This window comes from Azospirillum sp. (assembly GCF_035627195.1).
GTDB lineage: Bacteria > Pseudomonadota > Alphaproteobacteria > Azospirillales > Azospirillaceae > Azospirillum.
This window is the reverse complement of sequence record NZ_DASPMG010000083.1, coordinates 12,773-37,941: the sequence shown is the minus strand read 5'-3', so window position 1 is coordinate 37,941 and position 25,169 is coordinate 12,773. Positions and strand designations below refer to the sequence as shown.

Here is a 25,169-nt window from a genome sequence, read left to right as displayed (position 1 = left end):
GGCCTCCTATTCCTTGCGGCGGCGGGCCGCGATGATCTGCGCCATGACCGACACGGCGATTTCCGCCTGCGTCACGGCGCCGATGTCCATCCCGACGGGCGCGTGGATGCGCGCCAGCTCGTCGTCATTCAGGCCCGCGGCGCGCAGCCGGTCCAGTCGCTTGGCGTGCGTGCGCCTGCTGCCCAGCGAACCGACGTAGAAGGCGGGGGAGCGCAGCGCCACCGTCAGCGCCGGGTCGTCCAGCTTGGGGTCGTGCGTCAGCGTCACCACGGCCGTGCGCGCGTCGATGGCCAAGCCGTTCAGCGCGTCGTCCGGCCATTCGGTGACCAGCGCCACGTCGGGGAAGCGGCTTTCCGTGGCGAAGGCGCCGCGCGGATCGACCACCGTGACGGCGTAGCCGGTCAGCCGCGCCACCGGCACCAGCGCCTGGGCGATGTGCACGGCCCCCACCACGATCAGGCGCAGCGGCGGGGCGAAGGCGTTGACGAACAGGCGCACCTCGCCGTCGTACGCCTCGATCATGCCGCTGCGGTCCTGCGCCAGACGCTCGCGCACCATGGGCAGGAACTCCTCGTCCAGGCCGAAGGCGCCGTGCACGGCGTCCTCGAAGACGAGGGTCTGCATGCCGGTCGTCATGTCGGTGACCAGCGCCACCGGGCGCTTCTCGGCACGGGCCTGAAGCAGGCGTGTGAGCAGGTCGGCCTTCATTCCACCGGCTCCACATAGACCTGCACGGTGCCGCCGCAGGCCAGCCCGACCTCCCACGCCATCTCGTCGCTGACGCCGAAGGTCAGCAGGCGCGGCTCGCCGTCCTGCATGCTCTTCAGCGCCTCGTCCACCACGGCGCCCTCGATGCAGCCGCCGGAGACGGAACCGGCCATGGCACCGCCCTCGTCCACTGCCAGTTGGCTGCCGACCGGCCGGGGCGAGGAGCCCCAGGTGCTCACCACCGTCGCCAGCGCCACCTTGCGTCCGGCCGCGTGCCACGCCGCCGCCTGTTCCAGCACGTCGTCCGTGATCATCCCTGTCCCTCCCGCAGCCATTGCCGCGACGCTTCCCGCCGGATGCCGTGCTGCTGCAGAGCGCCGGCCAGCGCCGCGAGGCTGTCCAGATTGTGCGCCGGGCGGAAGTCGTCGACGTGCGGCAACAGCGCCCGGATACCGGAGGATTTTGGTGCGAATCCCTCCCAGCGCAACAGCGGATTGAGCCAGACGAGGCGGCGGCAGCTCTTGTGCAGCCGTTCCGCCTCGCGCCCCAGCCCTTCGCCCGCGTCGCGGTCCAGCCCGTCGGTGATCAGCAGCACCACCGCTCCCTGGCCCAGCACGCGGCGCGCCCACACCCGGTTGAACTCCTTCAGCGCCACGCCGATACGCGTGCCGCCCGACCAGTCCTCCACAGCGCCCGACACCGCCTCCAGCGCCACGTCCACGTCCTTGTGGCGCAGGTGGCGGGTGATGTTGGTCAGCCGCGTGCCAAAGGTGAAGCTGGACACCCGGTCGCGGTCGTTGGTCACCGCGTGCATGAAGTGCAGCAGCATGCGCGAATAGCGGCTCATGGAGCCGGAGATATCGCACAGCACCACCAGCGGCGGCGGGCGCGTGCGGCGGCTGCGCCGCGCCAGATCCACCACGTCGCCGCCGGATTGGAGCATGCGCCGCAGCGTGGCGCGCGGGTCGACGCGGGGGCCGCGCGGGTCGGGCCGCCAGCGCCGCGTGGACGCCTGCGCCACCGGCAGCGCCATGCGGGCGAGAAGCTGCTTGGCCTGCGCCAGCTCCTCGCCCGACATCTTCTCGAAGTCCTTGGCCTGCAACAGCTCCTGGTCGGAGACGGTGAGGGCGGCGTCGACCTCGATCTCCGTCTTCTCCGGCCCTTCCTCGGCCGGGCCGGTGCCGGGCGGGCGCAGCGCCTCGGCGATGCGGCGGGACATTTCCTTGTCGTCCGGCGACGGCGGCGTGCGCATGCCGGGCAGCAGCAGGCCCATCATGCGCTTCAGGATGTCCGGGTTGCGCCAGAAGACGTGGAACGCCTGGTCGAACAACTCGCGCTGGTCGCGGCGGTTCACGAAAACGGCGTGCAGCGTCCAGTAGAAGTCGCGCCGGTCGGTGATGCCCACCGCCCGCACGGCCTCCACCGCCTGCAGCACCTTGCCGGGGCCGACCGGCAGCCCCGCCGCCCGCAGGGCACGGGCGAAGTGCATGAGGTTCGCGGTCAGGCGGTCGTCCATATTAGCGGACCTGCGCGGCCAGCTCCGTCTTCACCTGGGCGAGCAGGCGGGCGGCCTCGCTGCCCTGGATGCGGGCGATGTCGTCCTGGTATTTCAGCAGCGTGCCCAGCGTGTCGTTGATGACGCTCGGGCTCAGCTCCAGCTGGTTGAGTTCCACCAGCGCCTGTGCCCAGTCCAGCGTCTCCGCCACGCCCGGCGCCTTGTACAGGTCCATGCCGCGCAGGTGCTGCACGAAGGCGACGACCTGGGCGGCGAGGTCGGCGTCCGCTCCCGGCGCCTTGACGCGCAGGATCTCCCGCTCCCGCTCGGCCGAGGGGTAGTCGACCCAGTGGTAGAAGCAGCGCCGCTTCAGCGCGTCGTGGATCTCGCGCGTGCGGTTGGAGGTGAGGATGACGATGGGCGGCTCCGGCGCCTTGATGGTGCCGTACTCCGGGATGGAGACCTGGAAGTCGGACAGAATCTCCAGCAGGTACGCCTCGAACGGCTCGTCGGTGCGGTCCAGCTCGTCGATCAGCAGCACCGGTGCGCCGGCGAGGTCCGGCTCCAGCGCCTGGAGCAGCGGGCGCTTGATGAGGAACTTCTCGGAGAAGAGATCGCCCGCCAGCGCGTCCCGGTCGCGGTCGCCCGTGGCTTCGGCAAGCCGGATCTCCATCATCTGGCGCGCGTAGTTCCACTCGTACACGGCGGCCGCCGCGTCCAGCCCCTCGTAGCACTGCAGCCGCAGCAGCCGGCGGCCCAGCGTGCGGGACAGCACCTTGGCGATCTCGGTCTTGCCCACGCCGGCCTCGCCCTCCAGGAACAGCGGGCGGCGGAGCTTGAGCGCCAGATGGAGCGCCGTGGCGAGCGCCCGGTCGGGCACATAGTCGCCGCCGCGGAGCAGATCGGCCGTCGCGTCGACGGAGGAGGGGAGGGGTGTGGGCATGTCCGTTAAGGTATGGCGAGACCGCGAAGCGGCAATCAGGCGGCGGCCGAGCGTTGTTCGCGGGCGCGCTGCCAGAGGCGGTCGGCGGGGTAGCCGACCTCCGGTTCTTCCTCGTCGCCCCACCCGATGGCCCATCCCCAGGCAACGACCTTCACCGTGGCGAAGGCCTGGGGATCGCGGATCGGACGGAAAGCGCGGAACTTGGCGATCGGCTCAGCGAGGTCCACGACGTCCTGCGTGCCGTCGATCCAGGTGATGCGAACCGACTGCGTTCCGGGGAGTGCCTCGACGGCAGCGATGCGCGGCTGGTCCATGGCCTCACTCCTCTCCGTTGATCTCGATCCACGTCAACGCCAGGAGCGCCCGGTTGGCGTCCGCCCATTCGAGCACCTTGCGCATCGTGTCCGGCGGCGCGGCGCCGGCCATGACCTTCAGGTCGCTGATGCGCACCAGCGCCTTGAAATCCGGCCCGACAACGTGGAAATGCGGCGGGTTGTGGTCGTCCGCGTAGATGTAAACCCGTGCATTTCCAATGCGGACGACGATCGGCATAGGCCAAGCCTAAGGCCGATCGCCGTCCGTTGTCAAACCGGCCTCATCCGCAGCTTTCCACCGCCCGCTTCGCCATCACGGTGACGAGATGCGCGCGGTATTCGGCGCTGCCGTGCATGTCGCTGTTCAGGCCGTCGGCCGGCACGGCGATGCCGGCCACCGCGTCCGGGCGGAAGTCCTTGGCAAGCGCCGCCTCCATCTCCGGCACGCGGAACACGGACCCGCCGGCGCCGGTCACGGCGACGCGCACCCCATCGCCGAATTTCGCCACGCACACGCCGACCATGGCGTAGCGGCTGGCCGGGTTGCGGAACTTGGCGTAGCCGGCCTTCTCCGGCCGGGCGAAGCGCACGCCGACGATCAGCTCGCCCGGCTCCAGCGCCGTTTCGAACAGGCCGGTGAAGAAGTCATCGCACGCGATCTCGCGCCGGTCGGTCTTCACCACCGCCTTCAGCCCGACCACGGCCGCCGGGTAGTCGGCCGCCGGATCCGCGTTGGCGATGGAGCCGCCGAGCGTGCCGAGGTTGCGCACCTGCCGGTCGCCGATCTCGCCGGCCAGGGCGGCCAGCGCCGGGATGCGCTGCTTCACCAGATCGCCGTGCGCCACCTCCGCGTGGCGGGTGTAGGCGCCGATGAAGAGGCCGTCGCCGTCCTCCCGGATGCCCTTCAGCTCAGGCAAACGGCTGAGGTCGATGAGTTCGGTCGGCTGGGCGAGGCGCTGCTTCAGCGTGGGCAGCAGCGTCTGGCCGCCGGCCAGGATCTTGCCCTCCTCCGACTGGCCGAGGATCGACACGGCCTCGGCCAGCGAGGTGGGGCGGCGGTATTCGAACGCGTACATGGTTGGTCCTCCCTCACTCCGCCGCCATGGCGGGCCGGTTGCTGCGGATGGCGCGCCAGACGCGCTCCGGCGTGGCCGGCATGTCGAGATGGGTGATGCCGTGTTCCGACAGGGCGTCGACGACGGCGTTCATCACGGCGGCCGCGGCGCCGATGGTGCCGGCCTCGCCGCAGCCCTTCACGCCCAGCGGGTTGTGCGTGCACGGCTGGTCCTCGTGCCAGCTCACCTGGAACGACGGCACGTCGTCGGCGCGCGGCATGCAGTAGTCCATGTAGGAGCCGGTGAGCAGCTGGCCCGAGTCCTCGTCGTAGACGCAGTGCTCGAACAGAGCCTGCCCGATGCCCTGGACAAGGCCGCCGTGCACCTGCCCCTCGACGATCAGCGGGTTGATGACCCGGCCGAAGTCGTCCACCGCCAGGAAGCGGTCGACCTTGACCACGCCGGTGTCGGGATCGACCTCCACCTCGCAGACGTGGCAGCCGTTGGGGTAGGTGAAGTTCTTGGGATCGTAGAACGCCTGCTCGTCCAGACCCGGCTCCAGCTCATCGAGCGGGAAGTTGTGCGGCACGTAGGCGGACAGCGCGATGTCGCCGATGCCCACGCTCTTGTCGGTGCCGGCCACGGTAAAGCGGCCGTCCTTCACCTCGATGTCGGTCTCGGCGGCCTCCATCAGGTGGGCGGCGATCTTCCTGGCCTTGCGCTCCACCTTGTCCATGGCCTTGACGATGGCCGAACCGCCGACCGCCAGCGAGCGCGAACCGTAGGTGCCCATGCCGAACGGCACCTTGGCGGTGTCGCCGTGCACGATCTCCACGTTCTCGATGGGGATGCCGAAGCGCTCCGCCACGATCTGGGCGAAGGTCGTCTCGTGCCCCTGGCCGTGGCTGTGCGAGCCCGTGAAGACGGTCACCGATCCGGTCGGGTGGAAGCGCACCTCGGCCGACTCGTACAGGCCCGCGCGCGCACCCAGGGCGCCGGCCACGTTGGAGGGTGCTATGCCGCACGCCTCGATGTAGTTGGCGAAGCCGATGCCGCGCAGCTTGCCGCGCTTGGCCGAGTCCGCCTTGCGGGCGGCGAAGCCGTCGTAGTCCGCGGCGGGCAGCGCCAGTTCCAGGTTCTTGGCGAAGTCGCCGGTGTCGTACTGGAGCGCCACCGGCGTCTGGTAGGGCATCGCGTCCGCCGGGATGAAGTTGCGGCGGCGGATCTCCGTCTTGTCGATGCCCAGCTCGGCCGCCGCCTTCTCGACCAGCCGTTCAATGAGATAACAGGCCTCCGGCCGGCCGGCGCCGCGGTAGGCGTCGACGGGAGCGGTGGTGGTGAAGACCGCCTTCACCTCGGCGTAGATGGCCGGCGTCTTGTACTGCCCGGCCAGCAGCGTGGCGTAGAGATAGGTGGGAATCGACGTGGCGAAGGTGGACAGGTACGCCCCCATATTCGCCTGCGTCGCCACGCGCAGCGCCAGGAAGTGGCCGTCCTTGTCCAGCGCCAGTTCGGCGTGGGTCAGGTGGTCGCGCCCGTGCGCGTCGGTGAGGAAGCTCTCCGCCCGCTCCGCCGTCCACTTCACCGGCCGGCCGATCTTGCGCGCCGCCCAGGTAACGATGGCCTCCTCCGCGTAATGGAAGATCTTGGAGCCGAAGCCGCCGCCGACGTCCGGCGCCACCACGCGCAGCTTGTGTTCGGGAATGCCCAGCACGAAGGCGCCCATCAGCAGGCGGATGACGTGCGGGTTCTGCGAGGTGGTGGTCAGCGTGTAGTCGCCGGTCGCCGCGTCGTACTCGCCCACGGCCGCGCGCGGCTCCATGGCGTTGGGGACGAGGCGCTGGTTGACGAGGTCGATGGTGGTGACGTGCGCGGCCTGCGCGAAGGCCGCGTCCACCGCCGCCTGGTCGCCCAGGTGCCAGTCGTAGCAGAGGTTGCCCGGCACGTCGTCGTGCACCGCCGGCGCGCCCTCGGCCAGGGCCGCGCGGATGGAGGCGACGGGCGGCAGCTCCTCGTAGTCGACGTCGACCAGTTCGGCGGCGTCCTTGGCCTGCTCGCGCGTCTCGGCGATGACGACGGCCAGCTGGTCGCCGACATAGCGCACCCGGTCGCGGGCCAGCGGCCAGTGCGGCGGCTCCTTCATGGGGGAGCCGTCCTTGTTGTGGATCAGCCAGCCGCAGGGCAGGCCGTTCACGTTGTCGGCCGCCATGTCGGCGCCGGTCAGCACGGCGATGACGCCCGGCGCCTTCAGCGCCGTGCCGGCATCGATGCTCCGGATGCGCGCGTGCGCGTGCGGCGAGCGCAGCATCACGGCGTGGGTCTGGTTGGGCCGGCTGATGTCGTCGGTGTAGGTGCCGCGGCCGGTCAGGAAACGCTGGTCCTCTCGACGGCGCACGGAGGCGCCGATGCCCGTTGCAGTCGCCATGGTCCTCTCCCTCCCCAGGGCATTGCCGTCCTTATTCGGCGGCAGCTTTTTGCGTCGTGCCGGACTTCATGGCCTCGGCACCGGCCAGCACCGCCTTGACGATGTTGTGGTAGCCGGTACAGCGGCAGATGTTGCCCTCCAGCCCCTCGCGCACCTCCTCTTCCGTCAGGTTCGGGTGGGTGTTGGCGAGGTCCACCGCGCTCATCACCATGCCCGGCGTGCAGAAGCCGCACTGCAGGCCGTGGTGCTCGCGGAACGCCGCCTGCATGGGATGCAGCGTGCCGTCGGCCGCTGCCAACCCCTCGATGGTGGTGACCTCCGCGCCGTCCGCCTGGGCGGCCAGCATGGTGCAGGACTTGACCGACCGGCCGTCGAGATGGACGACGCAGGCGCCGCACTGGCTGGTGTCGCAGCCGACGTGCGTGCCGGTCAGGCCGAGGTGCTCGCGCAGGAAGGTGACGAGCAGCGTTCGCTCCTCGACCTCCCGCGTGACCGCCTTGCCGTTGACGGTCATCGTTACGGTGCAGGACATGCGGTTCCTCCCTGTGGACGCGTTCCCGTGGGCGCGCGCGTGCGCCGCCTTACCGATAGGATAGGGTCATCATAGCGGTATTGGTCAATCCGCCGTTCAGCCGACCACCAATGAAGCACGCCAACGCTCAGGCGAAGACGGCCAGAAGGGCTACCACGATCACGACGACCGCCGGGATCCACACCACGGGCGGCAGCCCGGAGCGGGCGGGCGAGGGGCTCGATTCGGGATCTGGCGGCATCTACGGACTTTCCGCAAGGGGGACGGTCGGCACTGGCGCCCCGCCTGGGCGCGGGGTACAGTCGACACCATCACCGACGCGCACGGTGCGCGAACAAGAAGACATGAGGGAGGTTACCCGATGAAGCGGATGCTTGCCGCACTGGGAGTCTGTCTGGCCACCGCGCTGCCCGCGCAGGCGGACGAGTTCATCACCGTGCTGACCGGCGGCACCAGCGGCGTGTACTACCCCCTGGGCGTCGCGCTGAACGGCGTCTACAGCAAGGCGATCCCGAACGCGAAGGTGACCGTGCAGGCCACCAAGGCGTCGGTCGAGAACCTGAACCTGCTGCAGTCCGGCCGTGGCGAGATCGCCTTCACGCTGGGCGATTCGCTGTCCGACGCCTGGAAGGGCACGGAAGAGGCCGGGTTCAAGTCGAAGCTCGACAAGCTGCGCACCATCGGCGGCATCTATCCCAACTACATCCAGATCGTCGCGGCGAAGGATTCGGGCATCAAGACGCTGGCCGACCTGAAGGGCAAGCGCGTGTCGGTGGGGGCGCCCAAGTCCGGCACCGAACTGAACGCCCGCGCCATCTTCGGCGCCGCCGGCATGACCTACCGTGACTTCGCCAAGACCGAGTACCTGCCGTTCGCCGAATCGGTCGACCTGATGAAGAACCGCCAGCTCGACGCCACGCTGATCTCCGCCGGCCTGGGCGTGGCGGCGGTGCGCGACCTGTCGACCTCGCAGGAGATCGCCATCGTGTCGGTGCCCGAGGACGTGGTGCAGAAGGTGGGCGACCCGGCCTACATCTCCGAAACCATCCCGGCCAACACCTACAACGGCCAGACCGAGGCGGTGAAGACGGTGGCGATCCGCAACCTGCTGGTCACCCACTCCGGCGTGTCGGAGGCCACCGCCTACGCCATGACCAAGGCGACCTTCGAGAACCTGGAGCAGCTGACCGCGGCGCATGCGGCGGCCAAGCAGATCAAGCTGGACGCCGGCACGGCCAAGTCCCCGGTGCCGCTGCACCCCGGTGCGGCCAAGTACTACAAGGAAAAGGGCCTGATCCAGTAGGCGGATCACTCTGTAGGTTGGGTTGAGCGCAGCGAAAACCCAACATTGCTTGCAGAGCGGACACGTTGGGTTTTCGCCTGCGGCTCAACCCAACCTACGAGCCTTTTTCTTTTGACGGACTTCCACGCAGACCGATGACCGCAGCCCAGGGCGAGGCGGACGCCAAAATCCGCCAGGTGATCGACCGCGAGAACCCCGCGACTGTCGTCGCGTTCGAGGGGATCGCGGGGAGGGCGATCTTCGCCATCGCCGTGCTGTTCTCGCTGTTCCAGATCTGGACGGCGGCGTTCAACCCGCTGTCCAGCCTTGTGGTGCGGTCGGTCCACGTCGGCTTCCTCCTGCTGATGACCTACACGCTGTTCGGCTTCCGGCAGGAGGAGCGGCGAACCGTCCCCTGGTACGACTGGCTGCTCGGGCTGCTGGCCTTCGGCCTCAGCCTCTACCACTGGTGGTTCGAGGCCGACCTGATCCAGCGCTCCGGCGACCCGAGCACCACCGACCTCATGGTGGGCATCGTCGTCATCGCCCTGGTGTTCGAGGCGGCGCGGCGCATCATGGGCTGGGTGCTGCCGATCATGTGCGGCGTCTTCATCCCCTACGCGCTGTTCGGCCGCTACCTGCCCTTCGGGCTCGGGCACCGCGGGTACGACCTGGATCAGGTGATCGACAACCTGTACCTGTCGACCGAAGGCATCTACGGCACGCCGACCTTCGTGTCGGCCACCTACATCTTCCTCTTCATCCTGTTCGGCGCGTTCCTGGAGCGCGCGGGCATGATCAAGCTGTTCAACGACGTCTCGCTGGGCCTCGTCGGGCACGCCAAGGGCGGGCCGGCCAAGGTGGCGGTGATATCGTCGGGCCTGATGGGGACGATCAACGGTTCCGGCGTGGCCAACGTGCTGACCACCGGGCAGTTCACCATCCCGCTGATGATGCGCTTCGGCTACCGCCCGGCCTTCGCGGGCGCGGTGGAGGCGACCGCCAGCATGGGCGGGCAGCTGATGCCGCCGGTGATGGGGGCCGCCGCCTTCATCATGGCCGAAACCATCGGCGTGCCCTACAGCGAGGTGGCGCTGGCCGCCACCATCCCGGCCATCCTCTACTTCGGCAGCGCCTTCTGGATGGTCCATCTGGAAGCCGGCATGCGCAACCTCGTCGGCCTGCCGCGCTCCGAGTGCCCCAGTGCTTTGAAGGCGGTGGTCGAGGGCTGGTACCTGATGCTGCCGCTGGCCGCGCTGGTGTACCTGCTGTTCTCCGGCTTCACGCCGCTGTTCGCCGGCGTCATCGGCCTGTTCGCCACCTGCGCGCTTATCCTCGGCAGCGGCGTCGCGGCGATGATCGGCCCGACGGCGCTGCGCGTCGCCTTCTGGGTGGCGATCGGCCTCGGCGCCGCCGGCCTGTGGCGACTGGGCTTCCGGACGGAACACATGGCGCTCCTCGTCATGGGCGCGCTGGCGGCGCTGTGCCTGCCGTTCCGCAGCGGGCGGGAGACGTTCGGTCTGCTGGTCCAGGCGCTGGCCGACGGTGCGAAGAACGCGCTGGGTGTCGGTGTGGCCTGCGCGCTGGTCGGCGTGCTGATCGGCATGCTGCAGCTCACCGGGCTGTCGTCCGGCTTCGCGGCCATGGTGGTGGAGTTCGCCCAGGGCAACCTGCTGCTGGCGCTGCTGCTGACCATGGTCGCGTCGATCGTGCTGGGCACCGGCCTGCCGACCACGGCCAACTACATCGTCATGGCGGCGATCACCGCCCCGGCGCTGAAGATGATGGGCGTCGACCTGATCGTCTCGCACATGTTCGTCTTCTACTTCGGCATCATGGCCGATCTGACGCCGCCGGTGGCGCTGGCGGCGCTGGCCGCCTCCTCCATCTGCCGGGCCGGGCATCTGGAGGTCGGCTGGATCGCCACGCGCATCGCCATGGCCGGCTACGTGGTGCCGTTCATGGCGGTGTACGACCCGGCGCTGCTGTTGCAGACCGACAACCCGCTTGCGGTCGCCTACATCGTGGTGAAGGCGTGCCTTGCCATCGCGCTGTGGGGGGCGGCGACCATCGGCTTCTTCTGGACGCCGCTGACGTGGATCGAGCGGCTGATCGCCGGTGCGGGCGCACTGCTTTTCGTGCTGGCCCTGCCGGTCACCGATGAGCTGGGCTTCGCGATCGCCGTCCTGTTCGTGCTGTGGCAGCGCTGGCGGATGCGCGCCCTGAAAGGGGCCGCGGTCCGGCCGGCGCAGTGAGCGGCCGGCAATGACCGGGCTGTGCGTCGCTCTCGTTGGTGGCGCGCTGCTCGCCACGATCCCGGCCGAGCGGTTCAGCCTGTCCTGGACCCATTCGGTGGAGAAGACCGAGTGGCGGGAGGACTGGCGGATCGACGGCGGCCGGCTCGTGCTCGCCCGGGCGTGGATCAAGAGCACCGGGGCCGGCATGGAGCCGCCGGACGGGGCACGGCTGGAGGACGGCTGGTGGACATGGACGCCGGCTCTCGCGCCGCAGCCGCGCATGATCCTGGCTGCGTCCGACCACACGGCGGACCACACGCTGTGCGCGGCCGGGTCCTGCCGGCTGCTGCACGCGTGGTTCGACCGGCCGGTGCACGACCCGGTCGAGCTGCGGGCCTGCCCGTGAAACCGCGGCCTTTCCGGCTTGGCTTACGCTTCCCTTGCACGCATACTGCCCTCCCACCGACTGCAAAGCCCTTGCGATGATTGAGGTTTCCGCCCTTCGCCCCGGCCTCGGCCGCATCCTCTCCCGCGCGCTCGCCGTCGGCCTGCCGCTCGCCGTCCTGATGCTGCCGGCCCTGGCCTTCGCCATGGAAGGGGAGACGGCGGCGCTACCGCACCTGGACGGGCGCGAACTGGGACCATTGTGGGTGGTGCCGTTCGCCGGCGTGCTGCTGTCCATCGCCATCCTGCCGCTGCTGGCGCCCAGCATCTGGCACCACCATTTCGGCAAGATCTCGGCCGCCTGGGGCCTCGCCTTCCTCATTCCCTTCGCCGTCCGCTACGGCGTGGCGCACGCGACGTACGAGGTGCTGCACGTCGTGCTGCTGGAATACATCCCCTTCATCGTCCTGCTGACGGCCCTGTTCACGGTGGCCGGCGGCGTGCGGCTGAAAGGGGCGCTGGTCGGCACGCCTGTGATGAACACGGCCGGCCTCGCGGTGGGCACGGCGCTGGCCAGCCTGATGGGCACCACGGGTGCCTCCATGCTGCTGATCCGGCCGCTGCTGCGCGCCAACGCGCACCGCAAGTACAAGGTCCACACGGTCGTCTTCTTCATCTTCCTGGTCGCCAACATCGGCGGCTCGCTGACGCCGCTGGGCGACCCGCCGCTGTTCCTGGGCTTCCTGAAGGGCGTCGAGTTCTTCTGGCCGACCGTCCACCTGCTGGCCCCCATGGTCTTCTGCGCGGTGATCCTGCTGGTGGTCTATTTCGTGATGGACGTGACGCTGTTCCGGCGCGAGCCGGAATCGGTGCCGAAGCTCGACGGCGTGGCGGAGCCCATCGGCCTGGAAGGCAAGGCCAACCTCGTCCTGCTGGTGGCCATCGTCGGCGCGGTGCTGCTCAGCGGCGTGTGGAAGCCGGGGATCGAGCTGACCGTGTGGGCGGTGCACGTGCCGCTGGAGAGCGTGGTCAGCCAGCTTCTGCTGATCCTCATCACCGTGCTGTCGCTGAGGCTGACCAGCGAGCAGAGCCGGCGCCTGAACGGCTTCACCTGGGGGCCGATGGTCGAGGTGGCGAAGCTGTTCGCCGCCATCTTCCTGACGATCATCCCGGCCATCGCCATCCTGAAGGCGGGGACGGAGGGCGCGCTCGCCCCCATCGTCGCCAGCGTCAACCAGGGCGGCCAGCCGGTGCCGGCGGCGTACTTCTGGGCGACGGGCGCGCTGTCCAGCTTCCTCGACAACGCGCCGACCTACCTGATCTTCTTCAACACCGCCGGCGGCGACGCCGGACACCTGATGACCGATCTGGCGCTGACGCTGGCGGCCATCTCGGCGGGTGCCGTGTTCATGGGCGCCAACACCTACATCGGCAACGCGCCCAACTTCATGGTCAAGGCCATCGCCGAGGAGCGCGGCGTGAAGATGCCCAGCTTCTTCGGCTACATGCTGTGGTCCTGCGGCATCCTGGTGCCGCTGTTCGCCCTGGTGACGGTGGTGTTCTTCCGTTAGGCGATCGATCCCTCGCACGCCGGACGCGGGCGAGGGATCAGAAAACATCCTCAATGCGACATCAGCGCCGGCACCTGGGTGTGCTGGAGCACCGTGCGCGTGGCGCCGCCCAGCACCATCTCGCGCAGGCGGGAATGGCCATAGGCACCCATCACCAGCATGTCGGCCGACAGGTCGCGCACGCAGGTCAGGATCACCTCGCCGATGTCGCCGCCCTGGTGGATGTTCGCCTGGTGCTGGGTGCGCACGCCGTGGCGCTCCAGGAACACCATGATGTCGCGGCCGCTGTCCCCCTGGTGGCCGGGCGGGTCGATGGTCAGCACCGTCACCTTCTCCGCCGCCATCAGGAAGGGCATGGCGTCGCGCACGGCGCGTCCGGCCTCGCGCGTGTTCTTCCAGGCCAGCACGATGTGCCGCCCGAAGCCCGGCGGGGCACCGTCGTAGGGCAGCACCAGGGCCGGGCAGGGCGCCTCCAGCGGCAGGCGGTCGGGCACGTGCAGCAGCACGCGGTCCTCCAGGTGCGCCCCGTGCGACTGGGTGATGACGGCGAGGTCGGCGTAGGCGGCGCGCTCGGCCAGCAGCTCGACGTGGTCGCCCTCGACCACCGAGAAGGAGTAGGAACAGTCCTTGAGCGCCTGCCGCACCTCGTGCTCGATCTCGCCGGCCTTTTCGTGCGCGATGGCGGTCGATTCGGCGATGTAGCCATAGGACGCGGCGCGTCCGGTGGCGGCGGCCGGCATCGACACCGGCGTGGCGATGTACAGCACCTCCACATAGGCGCCGAAACGCTGCGCCAGCGACACGGCGACCTCGATCCGCTGGGCGTGGCGGTCGTCGTTGGACATGTGGAGCAGGATGGTCTTGATCGGCATGGATCCGCTCGCGCTGTTGCCGGCCCCGGCGGGCCTTCCGCACTAGGTAACGCCCGCCGGAGCCGAATGGCAACGCCCGTCGGCTATTTCAGCGTGACGGCATAGCTGTCCACCGGCAACGCCTTGTCGATCAGACCGCGGGCCTTCAGGAACTCGGCGAAGCGGGCGTAGCGCGGGCCGTCCAGCGCCGCCGGGCTGTGCGAGAATCGCGGCAGCGTGTCGGCCCAGGCGCGGCGGTTCAGTTCGTCGTTCAGCTCCGGCCGGTCCTTGACGAAGGCGGCGTGCGCCTCCTCCGGGTGGTTGAGGATGTAGAGGACGGCGCGCTCCACCGCGGCCAGGAAGCGCGGCAGGCGCGGGTCGGCGGCCTTGTCGGCGTGCGCCACGACGATCAGTTCGTCATAGGCGGGCACGCCCTCCTCCTCGGGATAGAAGGCGCGGCCGTCGCGCTTTTCGATGGCCATCTGGTTCAGCTCGAAATTCCGGAAGGCGCCGATCACCGCGTCCACCTGGCCCGACAGGATCGACGGCGACAGGGAGAAGTTGACGTTGACCAGCGTCACGTCCTTCAGGCTCAGCCCGTGCTTCTCCAGCATGGCGCCGAGCAGCGCGTCCTCGAACCCACCGACCGAGAATCCCACCTTGCGGCCCTTGAGGTCGGCCACGCTCTTCACCGGGCCGTCCTTCAGCACGACGAGCGAGTTCAGCGGCGTGGACACCAGTGTGCCGACGCGGCGCAACGGCAGTCCCTGGCCCACCTGCACCTGCAGCTGCGGCTGGTAGGAGATGGCCAGCTCCGCCTTGCCGGCGGCCACCAGCTTGGGCGGGTCGTTGGGATCGGCTGGGGCAATCAGGTCCACGTCCAGGCCGGCGTCCTTGAAGAACCCCTTCTCCTTCGCCACCACCAGCGGCGCGTGGTCGGGGTTGACGAACCAGTCGAGCAGGACGGTCAGCTTGTCCTGTGCCAGGGCAGGCCAAGGGGTCAAAAGACCAGCGGTGAGAAGGCCGGCGGCGAGCGTGCCGGCGGCGAGGAGTCGCTTCATCGGTTCAGTCCCTTTCTTCGAAGGCATGGGTGTCCGGCTGCCAGGGCAGGGCCCGGCGCAGCAGGGTGTCGACGGCGGCGTAGAGCGTGACGGCGAAGGCGCCGAGAACGAACAGCGCGGCGAACAGCAGGTCCACCTGCATGCGGGCGTTGGCGTGCAGCATCAGGTAGCCGAGCCCGGCGGAGGACCCCACCCACTCGCCGATCACGGCGCCGATGGGTGCCACTGCGGTGGCGACGCGCACGCCGGACGCCAGCGCCGGCAACGCCGCCGGCAGGCGCAGGTGCCACAGCGCCGATGCCCTGGACGCCCCCATGGTGCGGGCGAGGTCGAGCCAGCCCGGCTCCGTCCGCCGCAGCCCGTCGAACAGCGCGGTGGTGACCGGGAAATAGATGACCAGCGTCGCCATGGCGACCTTCGACGCCATGCCGTAGCCCAGCCACAGCACCAGCAGCGGGGCCAGCGCGAACACCGGGATCGCCTGGCTGACCACCAGCAGCGGCATCAGCCAGCGCCGCGCCGTGCGCACGCTGGCCAGCACCAGCGCGCTGCCGGTGCCCAGCGCCACGCCGAGCACGAGGCCGCTCAGGATCTCCCCCAGCGTCGTCAGCCCGTGCTGGAGCAGCAGCGGCGCGTGGCGCTGCAGGGCGCCCGCCACCAGCAGCGGCCCCGGCAGGATATAGCGCGGCACGTCGGTGGCCCAGACCAGCGCCTGCCACGCGGCGAGCAGCACGGCGAGGGTGACCGAAGCGCGGAACAGGCGGTTCACGACGCCAGCCTCCGCAGCAGCTCCGCCTGCATCGACAGCACGGCCGGATCGTCGACGGCGCGGGGCGGCGGGCCGGGTGGTTCCAGGGCCGGGCCTATGGTGGCCGGGCTGCCGGTCATCACGTGCACGCGATGGCCGAGGCGCAGCGCCTCCAGCGGGTCGTGCGTGACCAGCAGCGCCGTGCGGCCGGCCAGCAGCTCCGCCGCCAGTTCCTGCAGGCGCAGCCGCGTGATGGCGTCGAGCGCCGAGAAGGGCTCGTCCATCAGGACCAGCGGCCGGTCCTCCATCAGCGTGCGGGCCAGCGCCACGCGCTGGCGCTGGCCGCCGGACAGCGCGGCCGGGCGGTCGTGCTCGCGCCCCTCCAGCCCGACGCGGGCCAGCAGGTCGAGGGCGCGGGTCACCAGCGCGGCCGAACGGCGCTCGCCGCGCAGGCGGGCGCCAAGCAGCACGTTGTCCAGCGCGTCCAGCCAGGGCAGCAGCAGGTCCTGCTGCGCCATGTAGGCGATGCGCCCCTGCAGCGGCAGCCCGTCGCCGGCCGCGACGGTGGTCGGTGGCTCGGGCTCCGCAAGGCCGGCGATCATGCGCAGCAGGGTGGTCTTGCCGACGCCGCTGGGGCCGAGCAGGCAGGTGATGGCGGCCGGCTCCAGGCGCAGGTTCACGCCGGCGAACAGCGGGACGCCGTCGTAGGTCAGGCGGGCGGCATCGATGGAAACGGAAAGCGGGGCCGGGACGCTGCCCGGCCGGACGATGTCATGCATGCTCACTGGTCCCTACGCCGGTACGAGCCGGATCAGGTTCCAGGGGTCGTCCCGCGTGTGGGACCTCTCAGCCGCCGACCGGCTCCCCCCAGTGAAGATGCCGAACTATGGCAAGTCGCCGCAGCCGGGGCAAGCCGCGAACGCGTGGCGGGTCGTCTCGTCCGGCTTGCCGGCGATCTCCAGCAGCAGCTTGTTCAGGATGGCCTCGGCGAAGGCGCCGAAGTCCTGCGCCACGACGATGAAGGCGCCGGGCCCGCCGATCACGCGGTTGCGGTAGTAGGAATCCAAATCGCGCGGCGCCTCGCCGCCCCAGGGGTTGGGGCGGTCGTTGACGATGGGCAGGCCGTTGATGGTGATGCCATGCGCCAGTGCCGCGTCACGCGACCATTCGATGGGTGGGCCATTGTTGTTCGGCCCGTCGCCGGAGATGTCGATCACCTTGCGCGTGCCGTCGAAGCCGTTGTCGTCGAAACGCGGAACGCAGTACTCGATGGCGGCGCTGATGGAGGTCCAGCGTTCCCGCCCGATGGGCTTCATCGCCAGCGTGTCGGCGAAGGCCTTCGGTGCCCCGGCGCCGTCCAGCACCATCCAGTCCACCACCGTGCGCTGGTAGTGCTCGCCCGCCCATTCCACGTAGGTGACGGCGATGCGCCCGTACGGGCCCGAGCGGATGGCGTTGGCGATCTTGGGGTTCTGGAACGCCTCGACATAGCCCAGGCGCTGGAGCTGCCCCTCCTCCTCGTCGACGCTGCCGGAGACGTCGACGGCGAGCACGAGTTCCAGGTCCACGGGCATGCCTGCCCCCCAGGCCCGGCCGGCGAGGCCGAGTGCGAGGACAAGCAGCAGGACGGCCAGCGGTCGTGTCGCCATTTCCAAGAAGAAGGGACTGGAACGCCGTTCGGCAAGGGGCGGACGCAAGGGGCGGACATTGACGCGAGCGCGACCGTGCGCCACCTCTTCCACCCATGCCCCCATCCATTTCCCCGTGCGATTCCGCACGCCCCCTGTTCATCGGCAGCGACGTCTACCGCGGGTCCAGCTATGGACCGAAGCACCCGCTGTCGGTGCCGCGGGTCTCGACCGTCATCGACCTGTGCCGGGCCATGGGCTGGCTGCCGGACTCCGTCTACGTCGACAGCCCGCCGGCCACGCCGCGTCAGCTCGCCCGCTTCCACGACCCCGACTACATCGCCGCCCTGGCGCGGGCGGAAGCCGAACAGAGGGTCGATCCCGAGACGGCGGCGCGCCACAACCTGGGCCGGCTGGAGAATCCCATCTTTCCGGAGATGTACCGCCGCCCGGCCACGGGCGCAGGGGCCGGCGTGCTGGCGGCGCGCCTGATCATCGACGGGCACCGCACGGTCTACAGCCCGGCCGCCGGCACGCACCACGCCCGGCCGGCACGGGCATCCGGCTTCTGCTACTTCAACGCGCCGGTCCTGGCGATCCTGGAGCTGCTGGACGCGGGGTTCGGGCGGGTGTGCTATATCGACCTCGACGCCCACCACGGCGACGGGGTGGAGGAGGCGTTCGCCGACGATGACCGCGTGCTCACCATCTCCGTGCACGAGGATGGCCGCTGGCCCTTCACGGGCAAGGCGGAGGAACGCGCCGGCCGGATGGTGCGCAACCTGCCGGTGCCGCCGGGGTTCAACGACAGCGAACTGGCCTATGTGGTCGAACACGCGCTGGTGCCGCTGACCCGCGATTTCGCGCCGGAGGTGCTGGTGCTCCAGACCGGCGCCGACGCGCTGGCCGAGGATCCGCTGAGCAGGCTGGAGCTGTCCAACCGCGCCCTGTGGGATGCGGTGGCTGCGCTTGCCCCACTGGCGCCGCAAACAATGGTGGTGGGCGGCGGCGGCTACAACCCGTGGTCCGTCGGGCGGGCCTGGGCCGGCATCTGGGCCGTGCTGAACGGCATCGACCCGGCCGTGCCGCCGACGCCGCAGGCCGAGGCGGTGCTGGGTGCCCTGACCTGGAACCGCGCCGCCGGCCGCAACCCGCCCCGGCACTGGTTCACCACGCTGGCCGACGCGCCGCGCGAGGGGCCTGTGCGGGACGGCGTACGCCGCGTGGTCGAGCTGGCGCTTGACCCATTTCCTTTCACGCCGATGCCGAAGTATTCCCCGACGATGATCAACGGCGGTTGATCGCGCGACAATACTCGCCGAAAAGCCTAGCAAAAGCCCCGACAAATCGTTGACGTTGCATGTGGAATGAGTGATTCTCAACGATGGTGCGCGCGGGCCGGGGGGCATTGAGGGCGGCCGCGGGTGCGATTGGGGGAAAGGCACGGGAGCGCATGTCGAATACGACCCTGCTGCTCATCGCCATCGGCGCGATCATGCTGGCGGCGTTGCCGCTCGCCGCGATCATGAAGGATTTCCTCCCCGGTTTCATGGAACGCAGCGCCGGCCTGGACCAGCTGGAAAACCGCATCTACGTCCTGCATTCCGAGGCGCACGACCTGCAGGACCGCGTGAACGCGCTGGTGGCGCGGCGCAACCAGGTCTCCTCCGAAAAGCACCGCGTCGACAGCGACATCCGCAAGATGGAGAAGACCATCACCGATCTGGCCGACCAGCCGCCGCTGTTCGTGCACGAGGTGGGGGAGCCGTCGGCCGGCACCACGCCATTCCTGGTCAACATCCAGCAGGAGAAGGCCTCGGCCCAGGCGCGCCTCAGCGGCGACCGTGCGGCGGTCAACCCCATCTGGCGCTACACCAACGTCGCCGAGGTGTGGGCCGGCAGCTACGAGGAGGCCAAGCAGCTGGTCGAGACGGCCTTCCCCTTCAAGCTGGGCTTCCAGAAGAGCTTCCAGAAGCAGGCGGTCGCCGCCGAGAAGGCGCAGGCCGACGCCAAGGCCAAGGCGGCGGCGGCCGGTGCGCCGCCAGCGGCCCGCAAGAAGGCGGCGGCCGGATGATCAACTTCCTGATCATCCTCGTCATCATCGCGCTGGCCGCATGGCTGGGCAACGTGCTGCTGTCGGTCGAGGCGACGGTCGCCGCCTCCCGCACGCGGGTGCGCGGGGCCAAGGAATCGATCGGCAAGATCGAGGCGACGATGGCCAAGCTGCAGCGCGAGGAAGAAAAGCTGGCCAAGGAGATCGACGAGATCACCAACGCGCTGATCGAATCCCGCCGCAAGCAGTCCGAGGTGCAGGTGAAGCTGGCCGAGGCGCAGGCGCAGCGCCGTCCGCGCCTCCTCATCCTGTCCGACCGCCGCAACAACGGCGACAAGGAATGGCTGGTCACCGTCGTCAACACGCAGATCCGCGAGGTCGACGCCAACCACCCGCTGGCCGCCGAATGGGCGGCGGGACGCGACTATCTGGTGTGGGCGGAAAGCGACCGCGACGCGGCGGAGCGCGCGCAGCGCCGCTTCAACGCCCGTCCGGGCTATTCCATCAAGTCTGTGGGACCGGTTCGGGACGAGCTGTACCCCTCCTCCCGCCCGCCGGCCGCGGCTGCGGCGGCGGCCTCGTCCTGATTGCCGGCATTTGCGCCCTGGACAGCGCACCGTCCGGACGGCATGGTTTCCGGCGATGCCGACCCTGTTTTGGCCGACCCTGTTTTGAGAGAACGCAACCCCGATGATCGGACGGATTCTGCAAGGCGCGCTGCTGTGCCTGGGCCTGCTGCTGGCGGCGGGCGCCGCCACGGCGCTGGAGACCTTCGAGCGGTCCTCGCTCACCGTCGAGACGGCGGGCGGCGGGCGCTTCCGCTTCGACGTGGAACTGGCCTACACCCCGGCGCAGCAGGCGCAGGGCCTGATGTTCCGCGAGACGATGAAGCCGGACGCCGGCATGCTGTTCCTCTACGACCGGCCGCAGCCGGCGACCTTCTGGATGAAGAACACGCTGATTCCGCTGGACATGATCTTCATCGGCGCCGACGGCCGCATCGTCAACATCCACGAAAACGCCGTGCCGCACTCGCTGGAGGGGATCCGCTCGGCCGGGCCGGTCAAGGGCATCCTGGAGATCAACGGCGGCATGAGCAAGCGCCTGGGCATACGCCCCGGCGACCGGGTGGCGCACTCCACTCTCGGCACCGCCAAATAGCGCCGTAGGCGCCCCCCAGCGCCTTTGCCGCACCGTTGCCGTATTTGCGACGTTTACGATCAGGGGATTCGCCCCGGAGCCCCCTGGAGCCATCGGATGATTCGGCGTCTTGCGACCTTGCTGGTGCTGGTGCTTCTGGCCGTGGCGGCGGTCGCCGGCTACCTGTACCTGGACCGGGCGGAGGCAGCACCCAGCTACCGCACCGCCAAGGTCGAACAGGGGCCGCTGGTCAGCGCCATCACCGCGACCGGGACGCTGAACGCCGTGGTGACGGTGGAGGTCAGCTCCCAGCTCTCCGGCCAGATCGCCCAGGTGCACGCCGACTTCAACAGCGCGGTCAAGGTCGGGCAGGTGCTCGCCAACCTCGACGACACGCAGCTGAAGGCCCGCCTCGCGTCGGCCCAGGCCGATCTTGAGGCGTCACAGGCGACGTTCAACGTGCAGCAGGCGCAGCTGGAGAAGTCGCAGGCCGACGTCGCCAGCGCGCGCGCCAACGTCGCCAACACCGTGGCCGCCGTGCTGCGCGCCGAACTGGCGATGCAGGAGGCCGAGCGCGACCTCGCCCGGCGGGAGGACCTGCGCGGCCGCGGGGTCGTCGCCGCCGCTGACCTGGAAAAGGCGCAGACCGCCTTCCGCACCGCCCGCGCGCAGATGACCTCCGCCCAGGCGCAACGCCAGCAGGCGGAAGCCGCCGTGGCGTCCGCCGAGGCGTCCGCCCGCATCGCCCTGGCGCAGGTGGAGGTGGCGCGCGCCAACGTGCTGCAGCGGACCGCCGCCATGCAGCTGGTGCAGGTGGACATCGACCGCTCGGTCATCCGCTCGCCCATCGACGGGGTTGTGGTGGACCGGCAGGTGAACGTCGGCCAGACCGTGGCGGCCAGCCTGCAGGCGCCCAAGCTGTTCAACATCGCCCAGGACCTGCGGCAGATGCGGGTGCTGGCCAACATCGACGAGGCCGACATCGGCCGCGTGCGCGAAGGTCTGTCGGCCAGCTTCACCGTGGGCGCCTACCCCGGCGAGACGTTCCACGGCACCGTGGCCGAGGTGCGGCTGGCGCCGGAGACGCAGCAGAATGTCGTCACCTACATCGTGGCCATCACGGTCGAGAACGCCGAACTGCGCCTGCTGCCCGGCATGACCACCAACCTGCGCGTCGCGGTGGATGAGCGGGCGAACGCCGTGAAGGTGCCGAACGCCGCCCTGCGCTTCCGCCCGATGGGCACGGCGGCACCGGCCGACACGGCCGCGGCACCGGTCACCGTGGCGCCGGCCATCGGCGCCGGGCGGGGGGCCGCGTCGGTGGAGGCGATGGTGCGCCGGCTCGACGGCGAACTGACGCTCGACGACAAGCAGCGCACCCAGATCGACCGGATCCTGGCGCAGGCGCGCGAGCGCTTCACCGCACTCGGCTCCCGCGACGGCGACGCCGAGCGGCGGCGCGCCGAGGCGCGCGAGATCCGCCGCTCGGTCGAGGAGGGCATCGCCGCCGTTCTCGACACCGACCAGCGCGCGCGCTTCGATGCGCTGAAGAACGGCGGCACCACGAAGACGGTGGTGACCCCGCGCACGGTGTGGGTCGTCGGCGCCGACGGCCAGCCGCAGGCGGTGCAGGTCCGCGCCGGCATCAGCGACGGCAGCTTCACCGAGGTGGTCGGCGGCGGGCTGGCGCCGGGGCAGGAGGTGATCGTCGGCATGAACTCCCAGGCCGCCGCGAACCGGGGACCGCGCCTTGCCTTCTGAGGCGCCGCTCATCCGCACCGAAGGGCTGTGCCGGACCTACGTCATGGGTCCGCACCGGGTGCCGGCGCTGGCCGATGTCGGCGTCGTCGTGGAGCGCGGCAGCTTCGTCGCCGTCATGGGCCCGTCGGGGTCGGGCAAGTCGACCTTCATGAACGTGCTCGGCTGCCTGGACCGGCCGGACGCCGGCCGCTACTGGCTGGACGGGGAGGAGGTCAGCGGCCTCGACCCTGACGCCCTGGCCGAGGTGCGCAACGGCAAGATCGGCTTCGTCTTCCAGTCCTTCAACCTGCTGCCGCGCGCCACAGCGCTGGCGAACGTCGAGCTGCCGATGGTCTACGCCGGGCTGGACCGCGCCGCCCGCGCCGAACGCGCCACGGAGGCGCTGGCCGCCGTCGGCCTGGCCGAACGCGCCCACCACCGGCCCACACAACTGTCCGGCGGCCAGCAGCAGCGCGTCGCCATTGCCCGCGCGCTGGTCAACCGGCCGCCGCTTCTGCTGGCCGACGAGCCGACCGGCGCGCTGGACACCCGCACCACGCGGGAGATCATGGCGCTGTTCCAGCAGCTCAACCGCGCCGGCATCACCATCGTGCTGGTGACGCACGAGCCGGACGTGGCGCGCTACGCCGGCCGCGTGCTCTCCTTCCTCGACGGGCGGGTGGTGGAGGACCGGGTGCAGGCACCGCAGGAGGCTGTCCCATGAACGCGCTGGACGCCATCCGCACCGCGCTGGACGCGTTGCGCGCCAACCTGCTGCGCACCTCGCTCACCATGTTGGGCATCGTCATCGGCGTGGCGGCGGTGATCGCCATGGTCGCCGTCGGGTCGGGCGCGCGCAACCAGGTGCTCCAGCAGATCTCCAGCCTGGGCACCAATCTGCTGCTGGTCGGGCAGGGCAGCGTGGCGCGCGGCGGCCTGCGGCTGGGCGCCGGCACCGCCGCCTCGCTGACCGAGGACGACGCCATCGCCATCACCGCCGAGATCCCGGAGGCCGAGATCGCCGCCCCCTACGTGCGCTGGGGCCTGCAGGTGGTGGCCGGCAACCAGAACTGGAACACGACCCTGTTCGGCGTGACGCCCGATTATCTGGACGCCCGCACCTGGACCGTGGCGGCGGGGCGCGGCCTCTCCGACCAGGACGTGGCGCAGAACAACAAGGTCATCCTGCTGGGCCACACGGTGGTGGAGAAGCTGTTCGGCGGCGGCGACCCGGTGGGGCAGACGGTGCGGCTGCTGTCCACGCCCGTCACCGTGATCGGCGTGCTGGCCGCCAAGGGCCAGAACAGCAGTGGCCAGGACATGGACGACGTGGTCTTCGTGCCGCTCAGCACCGCCAAGCGCAACATTCCCGGCATGGCGAAGGCCAACCCGCGCTTCATCCACGCCATGGCGGTGAAGGTGCGCGAAGGCTACGACGTGCCCGAGGCGCAGCGCCAGATCAAGGACCTGCTGCGCCAGCGCCACCGCCTGGTGGAGGGGCAGGACGACGATTTCTGGATGCGCGACCTGAGCGAGGTGGCGGCGACGCGCGACGCCTCGTCCCGCGCGCTGTCCTTCCTGCTGGCTGCGGTGGCGGCGGTGTCGCTTCTGGTGGGCGGCATCGGCATCATGAACATCATGCTGGTCTCCGTCACCGAACGGACGCGGGAGATCGGGCTGCGGCTGGCCGTGGGGGCGAAGCGGCGCGACATCCTCATGCAGTTCCTCATCGAATCGACGACTCTGTCGGTCATCGGCGCCGGGGTGGGCGTGGTGCTGGGCGCCGGGGTGGCGCTGATGGTGGCGCGGGCCGCCGGCTGGCCTGTGCTGATCAGCCTGGACGCCGTCATCCTGTCGGTCAGCGTCAGCGGCATGGTCGGCGTCTTCTTCGGCCTCTACCCGGCGCGGCGCGCCTCGCAACTCAACCCCATCGAGGCGCTGAGGCACGAATGAACGTTTCCAGGCCCCCCCTGCCTAAGCCACTGCGCGTCATGGCCTTCACCGGCGGCGCCACCGTGCCCGCCGCGCGCTTCCGCGTGCGCCAGTACATTCCCGCCCTGGCCGGGCTGGGCGTGAGCGTCGACGAGCGCCCGGCGCCGCTCGGCGCCTACCCGCCGCGCGACCGCTGGCTGCGCCCGGCCTGGGCCGCCGCGTCCCTGGTGCAGCGCCTGCCGGCGGTCGCCTGCAGCCACCGCGCCGACGTGACGCTGCTGCAGCGCGAGCTGCTGTCGACCCTGGTGACGCTGGAGGGCTGGACCGGCCGCCCGCGCGTGCTGGACGTCGACGACGCCATCCACCTGTTCCGCGAGGGCCGCACGGCCGAGCGGCTGGCCCGCGCCTGCGACCTCGTGGTGTGCGGCAACTTCTGGCTGGCCGATGTCTACGCGGCGTGGAACGCCAACGTCGCCGTGCTGCCCACGGCGGTGGACACGGCGGCGCTCCCGGCCACACCCTATCCGGCCGGGAGCGCCGTCATCGGCTGGATAGGCACGTCGGGCAACCTGCGCTACCTGGAGGGCGTCGAGGACGCGCTGGCCGTGGTGTTCGACCGGTTCCCGCACGCGCGGCTGGCGGTGTGCGCCGACTTGCCCCCCGCCTTCCACCGCCTGCCGGCGGAGCGCGTCGATTTCGTTCCCTGGTCGCCGGCGGCCGAGGCCGGCTTCTTCGCCCATCTCAACGTCGGGCTCATGCCGCTGGCCGACAGCCTGTGGGAGCGCGGCAAGTGCGGCTTCAAGATGCTCCAGTACCTGTGCGCCGGCCGTCCCGCCGTGGTGTCGCCGGTCGGCATGAACGTCGACATCCTGGCCCACGGCGACGCCGGCTTCGCCGCCGATTCGACGGACGGGTGGGTGGAGGCGCTCTCGTCGCTGCTGGCCGATCCCGGCCGCGCCGCCGCCATGGGCCGGCGGGGCCGCGCGGTGATCGAGGAGCATTATGCGGTGGACGCGCTGGCGCCCCGCTTGGCGGGCCTGCTGCGCGGCGTGGCGTAACGCCGCCGCCGG

At 70.3% G+C, this 25,169-nt stretch carries 26 protein-coding genes and 1 riboswitch; of the genes, 12 read left to right on the top strand and 14 right to left on the bottom strand.

The features are described 5' to 3' along the window. Positions 1–6: 6 nt before the first annotated feature. Genes VED21_RS07255 through VED21_RS07215 form a run of 9 tightly spaced genes read right to left on the bottom strand, consistent with a single transcriptional unit; the run spans position 7 to position 7,472 of the window. On the bottom strand, positions 7–708 hold the full coding sequence (locus VED21_RS07255; protein ID WP_324881657.1) for an XdhC family protein: 702 nt from the start codon (positions 706–708) through the stop codon (positions 7–9). Further along, positions 705–1,022 carry an XdhC family protein gene (locus tag VED21_RS07250; RefSeq protein WP_324881656.1) on the bottom strand — a complete coding sequence of 106 codons (318 nt, stop codon included), beginning with the start codon at positions 1,020–1,022 and terminating at the stop codon, positions 705–707. Before VED21_RS07250 ends, VED21_RS07255 begins: the two co-directional genes overlap by 4 nt. After that, on the bottom strand, positions 1,019–2,224 hold the full coding sequence (locus tag VED21_RS07245; RefSeq protein WP_324881655.1) for a VWA domain-containing protein: 1,206 nt from the start codon (positions 2,222–2,224) through the stop codon (positions 1,019–1,021). The genes VED21_RS07250 and VED21_RS07245 overlap by 4 nt, the downstream gene beginning before the upstream one ends. Position 2,225: 1 nt before the next feature. Further along, complete coding sequence (locus VED21_RS07240; RefSeq protein ID WP_324881654.1) at positions 2,226–3,146, bottom strand: MoxR family ATPase; 921 nt, start codon at positions 3,144–3,146, stop codon at positions 2,226–2,228. Between the two features lie 35 nt (positions 3,147–3,181). Next, positions 3,182–3,460, bottom strand: coding sequence for a hypothetical protein (locus VED21_RS07235; protein ID WP_324881653.1), 279 nt, complete (start codon positions 3,458–3,460; stop codon positions 3,182–3,184). A 4-nt stretch (positions 3,461–3,464) separates the two neighbouring features. Then, positions 3,465–3,698: a DUF4160 domain-containing protein gene (locus tag VED21_RS07230; protein ID WP_324881652.1), complete on the bottom strand. Its 234-nt coding sequence runs from the start codon at positions 3,696–3,698 to the stop codon at positions 3,465–3,467. A 43-nt stretch (positions 3,699–3,741) separates the two neighbouring features. Further along, on the bottom strand, positions 3,742–4,536 hold the full coding sequence (locus VED21_RS07225; protein WP_324881651.1) for a xanthine dehydrogenase family protein subunit M: 795 nt from the start codon (positions 4,534–4,536) through the stop codon (positions 3,742–3,744). Between the two features lie 13 nt (positions 4,537–4,549). Further along, positions 4,550–6,940 carry a xanthine dehydrogenase family protein molybdopterin-binding subunit gene (locus VED21_RS07220; RefSeq protein ID WP_324881650.1) on the bottom strand — a complete coding sequence of 797 codons (2,391 nt, stop codon included), beginning with the start codon at positions 6,938–6,940 and terminating at the stop codon, positions 4,550–4,552. Between the two features lie 31 nt (positions 6,941–6,971). After that, the gene (locus VED21_RS07215) at positions 6,972–7,472 is read right to left on the bottom strand and encodes a (2Fe-2S)-binding protein (protein WP_324881649.1); all 501 of its coding nucleotides are present in this window, start codon (positions 7,470–7,472) and stop codon (positions 6,972–6,974) included. A 361-nt stretch (positions 7,473–7,833) separates the two neighbouring features. Between VED21_RS07215 and VED21_RS07210 the strand changes: the two genes are divergently transcribed. The 4 genes from VED21_RS07210 to VED21_RS07195 all read left to right on the top strand — a co-directional run bounded on the left by VED21_RS07210 (position 7,834) and on the right by VED21_RS07195 (position 12,946). Continuing rightward, on the top strand, positions 7,834–8,775 hold the full coding sequence (locus VED21_RS07210; RefSeq protein WP_324881648.1) for a TAXI family TRAP transporter solute-binding subunit: 942 nt from the start codon (positions 7,834–7,836) through the stop codon (positions 8,773–8,775). A gap of 134 nt (positions 8,776–8,909) precedes the next feature. Further along, positions 8,910–11,009: a TRAP transporter permease gene (locus tag VED21_RS07205; RefSeq protein ID WP_324881647.1), complete on the top strand. Its 2,100-nt coding sequence runs from the start codon at positions 8,910–8,912 to the stop codon at positions 11,007–11,009. A 10-nt stretch (positions 11,010–11,019) separates the two neighbouring features. Next, positions 11,020–11,397 (top strand): DUF1850 domain-containing protein, encoded by a 378-nt coding sequence (locus tag VED21_RS07200; protein WP_324881646.1) that lies wholly within the window; start codon positions 11,020–11,022, stop codon positions 11,395–11,397. Positions 11,398–11,473: 76 nt separating this feature from the next. After that, positions 11,474–12,946 (top strand): sodium:proton antiporter, encoded by a 1,473-nt coding sequence (locus VED21_RS07195; protein ID WP_324881645.1) that lies wholly within the window; start codon positions 11,474–11,476, stop codon positions 12,944–12,946. A 50-nt stretch (positions 12,947–12,996) separates the two neighbouring features. On the opposite strand, the gene VED21_RS07190 is transcribed toward VED21_RS07195, so the two are convergent. The 5 genes from VED21_RS07190 to VED21_RS07170 all read right to left on the bottom strand — a co-directional run bounded on the left by VED21_RS07190 (position 12,997) and on the right by VED21_RS07170 (position 17,180). Beyond that, positions 12,997–13,818 carry a universal stress protein gene (locus VED21_RS07190; protein ID WP_324881644.1) on the bottom strand — a complete coding sequence of 274 codons (822 nt, stop codon included), beginning with the start codon at positions 13,816–13,818 and terminating at the stop codon, positions 12,997–12,999. A gap of 83 nt (positions 13,819–13,901) precedes the next feature. Beyond that, positions 13,902–14,858 carry an ABC transporter substrate-binding protein gene (locus tag VED21_RS07185; protein ID WP_324881643.1) on the bottom strand — a complete coding sequence of 319 codons (957 nt, stop codon included), beginning with the start codon at positions 14,856–14,858 and terminating at the stop codon, positions 13,902–13,904. Between the two features lie 4 nt (positions 14,859–14,862). Further along, complete coding sequence (locus VED21_RS07180) at positions 14,863–15,627, bottom strand: ABC transporter permease (RefSeq protein ID WP_324881642.1); 765 nt, start codon at positions 15,625–15,627, stop codon at positions 14,863–14,865. Next, positions 15,624–16,385, bottom strand: a complete 762-nt coding sequence (locus VED21_RS07175; protein WP_324881641.1) for an ABC transporter ATP-binding protein — start codon at positions 16,383–16,385, stop codon at positions 15,624–15,626. The genes VED21_RS07180 and VED21_RS07175 overlap by 4 nt, the downstream gene beginning before the upstream one ends. Then, a riboswitch (TPP riboswitch) is annotated at positions 16,377–16,484 on the bottom strand. It overlaps the preceding gene by 9 nt. 6 nt (positions 16,485–16,490) lie before the next feature. After that, positions 16,491–17,180, bottom strand: coding sequence for a DUF1194 domain-containing protein (locus VED21_RS07170; RefSeq protein ID WP_324881640.1), 690 nt, complete (start codon positions 17,178–17,180; stop codon positions 16,491–16,493). Between the two features lie 170 nt (positions 17,181–17,350). Here VED21_RS07170 and VED21_RS07165 point away from each other — a divergent pair, with 170 nt between their 5' ends. The 8 genes from VED21_RS07165 to VED21_RS07130 all read left to right on the top strand — a co-directional run bounded on the left by VED21_RS07165 (position 17,351) and on the right by VED21_RS07130 (position 25,157). Next, positions 17,351–18,535, top strand: a complete 1,185-nt coding sequence (locus VED21_RS07165) for an acetoin utilization protein AcuC (RefSeq protein ID WP_324881639.1) — start codon at positions 17,351–17,353, stop codon at positions 18,533–18,535. 152 nt (positions 18,536–18,687) lie between these two features. After that, complete coding sequence (locus tag VED21_RS07160; RefSeq protein ID WP_324881638.1) at positions 18,688–19,308, top strand: hypothetical protein; 621 nt, start codon at positions 18,688–18,690, stop codon at positions 19,306–19,308. Continuing rightward, the gene (locus VED21_RS07155) at positions 19,305–19,874 is read left to right on the top strand and encodes a hypothetical protein (RefSeq protein ID WP_324881637.1); all 570 of its coding nucleotides are present in this window, start codon (positions 19,305–19,307) and stop codon (positions 19,872–19,874) included. The genes VED21_RS07160 and VED21_RS07155 overlap by 4 nt, the downstream gene beginning before the upstream one ends. Positions 19,875–19,977: 103 nt before the next feature. Then, complete coding sequence (locus VED21_RS07150) at positions 19,978–20,448, top strand: DUF192 domain-containing protein (protein WP_324881636.1); 471 nt, start codon at positions 19,978–19,980, stop codon at positions 20,446–20,448. 96 nt (positions 20,449–20,544) lie between these two features. Beyond that, positions 20,545–22,188 carry an efflux RND transporter periplasmic adaptor subunit gene (locus VED21_RS07145; protein WP_324881635.1) on the top strand — a complete coding sequence of 548 codons (1,644 nt, stop codon included), beginning with the start codon at positions 20,545–20,547 and terminating at the stop codon, positions 22,186–22,188. Then, positions 22,178–22,891, top strand: coding sequence for an ABC transporter ATP-binding protein (locus tag VED21_RS07140; RefSeq protein WP_324881634.1), 714 nt, complete (start codon positions 22,178–22,180; stop codon positions 22,889–22,891). Before VED21_RS07145 ends, VED21_RS07140 begins: the two co-directional genes overlap by 11 nt. Continuing rightward, the gene (locus VED21_RS07135) at positions 22,888–24,120 is read left to right on the top strand and encodes an ABC transporter permease (protein WP_324881633.1); all 1,233 of its coding nucleotides are present in this window, start codon (positions 22,888–22,890) and stop codon (positions 24,118–24,120) included. Before VED21_RS07140 ends, VED21_RS07135 begins: the two co-directional genes overlap by 4 nt. Further along, the gene (locus VED21_RS07130) at positions 24,117–25,157 is read left to right on the top strand and encodes a glycosyltransferase family 4 protein (RefSeq protein WP_324881632.1); all 1,041 of its coding nucleotides are present in this window, start codon (positions 24,117–24,119) and stop codon (positions 25,155–25,157) included. Before VED21_RS07135 ends, VED21_RS07130 begins: the two co-directional genes overlap by 4 nt. The last annotated feature ends 12 nt before the right edge of the window (positions 25,158–25,169 follow it).

What these genes read in the sequence shown, in the direction of transcription:
- VED21_RS07255 (WP_324881657.1), bottom strand. Translation starts at nt 708, where the DNA reads ATGAAGGCCGACCTGCTCACACGCCTGCTTCAGGCCCGTGCCGAGAAG.
- VED21_RS07250 (WP_324881656.1), bottom strand. Translation starts at nt 1,022, where the DNA reads ATGATCACGGACGACGTGCTGGAACAGGCGGCGGCGTGGCACGCGGCC.
- VED21_RS07245 (WP_324881655.1), bottom strand. Translation starts at nt 2,224, where the DNA reads ATGGACGACCGCCTGACCGCGAACCTCATGCACTTCGCCCGTGCCCTG.
- VED21_RS07240 (WP_324881654.1), bottom strand. Translation starts at nt 3,146, where the DNA reads ATGCCCACACCCCTCCCCTCCTCCGTCGACGCGACGGCCGATCTGCTC.
- VED21_RS07235 (WP_324881653.1), bottom strand. Translation starts at nt 3,460, where the DNA reads ATGGACCAGCCGCGCATCGCTGCCGTCGAGGCACTCCCCGGAACGCAG.
- VED21_RS07230 (WP_324881652.1), bottom strand. Translation starts at nt 3,698, where the DNA reads ATGCCGATCGTCGTCCGCATTGGAAATGCACGGGTTTACATCTACGCG.
- VED21_RS07225 (WP_324881651.1), bottom strand. Translation starts at nt 4,536, where the DNA reads ATGTACGCGTTCGAATACCGCCGCCCCACCTCGCTGGCCGAGGCCGTG.
- VED21_RS07220 (WP_324881650.1), bottom strand. Translation starts at nt 6,940, where the DNA reads ATGGCGACTGCAACGGGCATCGGCGCCTCCGTGCGCCGTCGAGAGGAC.
- VED21_RS07215 (WP_324881649.1), bottom strand. Translation starts at nt 7,472, where the DNA reads ATGTCCTGCACCGTAACGATGACCGTCAACGGCAAGGCGGTCACGCGG.
- VED21_RS07210 (WP_324881648.1), top strand. Translation starts at nt 7,834, where the DNA reads ATGAAGCGGATGCTTGCCGCACTGGGAGTCTGTCTGGCCACCGCGCTG.
- VED21_RS07205 (WP_324881647.1), top strand. Translation starts at nt 8,910, where the DNA reads ATGACCGCAGCCCAGGGCGAGGCGGACGCCAAAATCCGCCAGGTGATC.
- VED21_RS07200 (WP_324881646.1), top strand. Translation starts at nt 11,020, where the DNA reads ATGACCGGGCTGTGCGTCGCTCTCGTTGGTGGCGCGCTGCTCGCCACG.
- VED21_RS07195 (WP_324881645.1), top strand. Translation starts at nt 11,474, where the DNA reads ATGATTGAGGTTTCCGCCCTTCGCCCCGGCCTCGGCCGCATCCTCTCC.
- VED21_RS07190 (WP_324881644.1), bottom strand. Translation starts at nt 13,818, where the DNA reads ATGCCGATCAAGACCATCCTGCTCCACATGTCCAACGACGACCGCCAC.
- VED21_RS07185 (WP_324881643.1), bottom strand. Translation starts at nt 14,858, where the DNA reads ATGAAGCGACTCCTCGCCGCCGGCACGCTCGCCGCCGGCCTTCTCACC.
- VED21_RS07175 (WP_324881641.1), bottom strand. Translation starts at nt 16,385, where the DNA reads ATGCATGACATCGTCCGGCCGGGCAGCGTCCCGGCCCCGCTTTCCGTT.
- VED21_RS07170 (WP_324881640.1), bottom strand. Translation starts at nt 17,180, where the DNA reads ATGCCCGTGGACCTGGAACTCGTGCTCGCCGTCGACGTCTCCGGCAGC.
- VED21_RS07165 (WP_324881639.1), top strand. Translation starts at nt 17,351, where the DNA reads ATGCCCCCATCCATTTCCCCGTGCGATTCCGCACGCCCCCTGTTCATC.
- VED21_RS07160 (WP_324881638.1), top strand. Translation starts at nt 18,688, where the DNA reads ATGTCGAATACGACCCTGCTGCTCATCGCCATCGGCGCGATCATGCTG.
- VED21_RS07155 (WP_324881637.1), top strand. Translation starts at nt 19,305, where the DNA reads ATGATCAACTTCCTGATCATCCTCGTCATCATCGCGCTGGCCGCATGG.
- VED21_RS07150 (WP_324881636.1), top strand. Translation starts at nt 19,978, where the DNA reads ATGATCGGACGGATTCTGCAAGGCGCGCTGCTGTGCCTGGGCCTGCTG.
- VED21_RS07145 (WP_324881635.1), top strand. Translation starts at nt 20,545, where the DNA reads ATGATTCGGCGTCTTGCGACCTTGCTGGTGCTGGTGCTTCTGGCCGTG.
- VED21_RS07135 (WP_324881633.1), top strand. Translation starts at nt 22,888, where the DNA reads ATGAACGCGCTGGACGCCATCCGCACCGCGCTGGACGCGTTGCGCGCC.
- VED21_RS07130 (WP_324881632.1), top strand. Translation starts at nt 24,117, where the DNA reads ATGAACGTTTCCAGGCCCCCCCTGCCTAAGCCACTGCGCGTCATGGCC.